The organism is Alteromonas sp. ALT199 (assembly GCF_018619335.1).
Classification (GTDB): Bacteria; Pseudomonadota; Gammaproteobacteria; order Enterobacterales; family Alteromonadaceae; genus Alteromonas.
In genome coordinates, this window is the sequence record NZ_JAHHDX010000130.1 from 1 (window position 1) to 3,510 (window position 3,510).

The window sequence follows — 3,510 nt, forward strand, 5'->3', positions numbered from 1 at the left end:
CCCCAGGTTGAACAAATATATGTTTTTTATCTTTGTTATTTAGAAAAACACTTTCTAAAGTTTTCACGTAAATACATCCTTTCAATTACTTTGTCTATTTCAAAATAAACATCCAACTTCATTACCTTTGAGAAGAAAAACCAAATCAGAAGAGAAATGAATGGTAGAAGAACCAGCGTCAACGTTAGCTCATTTCTATCATATAAAAGTAATGGGCTAACGGATAAAACACAAACAAGCGCTACTCTCGCAAGCTTTCTTGCTAGCAGAGCGACATCTAGCTTGAATGAGCGATTGAGAATAAAAAGATATGTGAACAATCTTATCGTTTGAACAGACAGCGATACAGCCATGACTATATAAACTAAATCTAAGTCAATACACGCTATTAAAATTGCTATTTTCACGATCATCATTATCAAGTTCGCGCAGAAAACTTCCCTAGCTTTACCTATTCCGACGAGGATCTCATTAGCATATTGAGTAATAGTCATCAAAATTTTTGCCAAACAAATCCATATCAATAAATCCGAAACGAGTGACCATTGTGCACCGTATAAAAGGTTTATTATTGGCTCTGAAAAATATGCTAACGTTATCAAACAAGGCCAAGCAATTGATGCTTGAATACAAGTCAACTTAATATACGTGGGTACTATTGCCTCTCCCGAATTTGCTTTAGTTGCAAAAACTGGAGCTATCAATAAATTTACAGGATTAGACACCACCCGATCAAACAACGCTACAGTGGAAGAACCTCTGGAGTACAAACCGACGCTCTCCATTCCAACAAGTTTACCTAACAACCAGTCTTGAGAACTATTTCCAATATGGTTTACAACTCCAGTCAGCCCAACTATTGATGAAAAAGAGAATATATCTTTGCTGCCCCTCACTCTCAAACGTTTGGGGTTATCGCCATATCGGAAAAAAAATGTGACAAAGACTGAAGTAAGCGATACTGCTATTAATCCTAGCGGTAGTGAGAACACCCCCCACCCCAAATAAGCGAGACTTAACGTAACGATAGAACCCACTAAATTGCTAGTTACATCAATAATGGATAGTTCTCTCATACGTAATTCTCGCCTCAAACGAGATTTCGTAATAGCGCCAAAAGGAATAAGTACGAGGTTAAGCGATAACAATTGCAATACTGCGGTCAAACGCTCTTCGTTATAAAAGTTGCCAATAGGGACCGCCATAAAAAATTGCAGCCCAGCAACAAACGAACTCGTTACTATCAAAAGAAAAAGCGCACACTCGAGCTTTTGAGTTGTGAGCTCTTTCTCTTTTATTATGTAATTACTCACCCCAAAGTTTCTGATTAACTCGGCTATTACTGCAAATACCATCGCAACTGAATAAAGTCCAAAGTCTGAAGGTTCTAGTAATCTAGCTACGACCATTGACGTCAAAAGCTGGAATACTATAACTGCATAACCGCCGAGGTAAGAAAATTTTAATGCTGAACGAAATGAGGCCACTAACTAGGTGTCCTGTTTTTGATAGCGTCAATAGCACCTTTAGCCCACGCCCGAGAAACGCCATATTTAAGAGCTAGTCTCTGTGAAAACGACAAAAAAACCTGTTCTTTAATATAGTTTGAATAAAATATTTTAAAAAGCCACACAGGAATAGATTTATGAGTCAATAACTCTGTACTTCCAGCAGTTACACCAGCACGATATCTACGATTACACACCCATGCATAAGTTAAAGACTCTTTTGGGACAGGGTGTAGCACCGTAGCTTCCGAAACTTTCCATCCCTTAAAGCCGTTAGCTAGTAAATAGTTTTGAAGGCGTGTCTCCTCTCCAATACCGCCTGAGTCTGCAGTAGCCGATTCCCCATCGTAAACTTGACCATTTTTGTTAGTAAGTAACTCGATAGCTTTTCTAGAAATGGCGTGGTTACCACCTAAAAACTCTGCTTTACTCGTTTCTGAATCTTCATCGAAAAACAACCCCTTTACAGACGTAGGACAGTAATCAAGTAACCACTCGTGAGGATTGCTTTCAAACACAGGCTCTATTTGGCCACCAAAAAAATACATTTGCCCGCGCTTACAGAACGCTTCGTAATACTGGCGGAGGAAAAACTCACCGAAGCTAAGATCGTTATCAAGAAGTACAATGAAGTCAGCTTGGCTGGAACGGACACCAATGTTTCTCGCATTGGTTAACCCTGCAGTTTCTGTGTACGTATAAACAATGTTCAAATTCGGGTATAAACTACCAACATTTGAAGCGTTTGCTTCTTGTCCATTTTCAACAACTATTATTTTTTCAAAACCGACTGGCTTATCAGCTAATTGGAAACAATCCAAAATATTTAATAGCTGCGCTAACTCGCCATAATGAGGTATTACTGCATCCATCGTAACTACATGCATTACTTATCTGCCCTAATAAAACCGATGAGATTCGATGAGATTAACTTGATGTAAGTTGCAAACAGCGTTTTATAATACAGCAAGTTTTTGGGACTATTGTTTATCGCGACGCAAATGGCACTTATACTTGCCTTGTAATCACCTAACGATTGTTCAGCCATGGAAAGCTCCCATGCGTGAACTTCGCCAACACGCTTCTTTGCTGCTTTTTTTTGTTTCAAATTCACTGCTTCTCTTTCAATTAGTCTATAGCCCCTAATCATTGTTATTGCGCTTTTCTTTAGTTTTTCTGCTGGGGTATTAGCCGATACGGTAGATATATTATCGTCATGAACATGATAAATAAGATGAGTATTGTTGAGATACGCAAACTTAAAGCCTCTGATGGCAGTCTTCATACAAAAGAAGCGGTCGTAAGCGGTTCTAAAATTTTCATCAAATAAATGACTGTCGAACACAGACCTTTTAATCATTGAACATTGCATACTGCCGGGAAGTGTATGCTCTATCATCGTCTCAGGAAGCCTTGGGTCTGTAATAACCCTAATCTGCCCCTCACCAACAAACCTTATTTCAGATTGAAGCGAAATGATAGGGTGCTTATTACCACTATCGTCAACGAAGTTCGACTCTTGTAACACATTTCGGCTTTCGTGCTCTATTATCTCTATGCTCGCAAAAATCCAGTCTACATCTTGGTTTGCTTCCATAGCATCAAAGAACTGTTTCAAATGATAATCAGGCCACTCGTCGTCGCTATCAAAAAGAACTATATACTTACCTTTTGAGTGCTTTAAACCATTGTTGCGTGCTTTATAAGGCCCGCCATTATCCTGATATATGTAATAATAATTGAGAACAGATTTTCGAAAATGTTTTTCTATCCACGCATGGGTGCTATCGGTGCTTCCATCGTCAATAAGAATGACCTCAAACTCTTTAAATGTCTGGCACTCTAAGGTTCTAAGAAGTTGAGGAAGAAAAGCCTCTCGGTTGTAAAGTGGAACGATTACCGATACCGGTAGACTTAAATTTTCCGATTTCATGGTGCTCCAATACGCAGACTTGCTTCGGTAACTAATATTTACAGGAATTAGATGAAAAAATAATAATAT

The 3,510-nt window shown here is 38.7% G+C and carries 3 protein-coding genes; all 3 read right to left on the reverse strand.

The window, feature by feature from the left end:
* Positions 1–35: 35 nt before the first annotated feature.
* Complete coding sequence (locus tag KL866_RS14455; protein ID WP_214995663.1) at positions 36–1,487, reverse strand: oligosaccharide flippase family protein; 1,452 nt, start codon at positions 1,485–1,487, stop codon at positions 36–38.
* Positions 1,487–2,395, reverse strand: a complete 909-nt coding sequence (locus KL866_RS14460; protein WP_214995665.1) for a glycosyltransferase — start codon at positions 2,393–2,395, stop codon at positions 1,487–1,489. The genes KL866_RS14455 and KL866_RS14460 overlap by 1 nt, the downstream gene beginning before the upstream one ends.
* Positions 2,395–3,510: glycosyltransferase family 2 protein (locus KL866_RS14465; RefSeq protein ID WP_214995667.1), on the reverse strand; the 1,116-nt coding region annotated here is incomplete at its 5' end. The genes KL866_RS14460 and KL866_RS14465, both read right to left, overlap by 1 nt.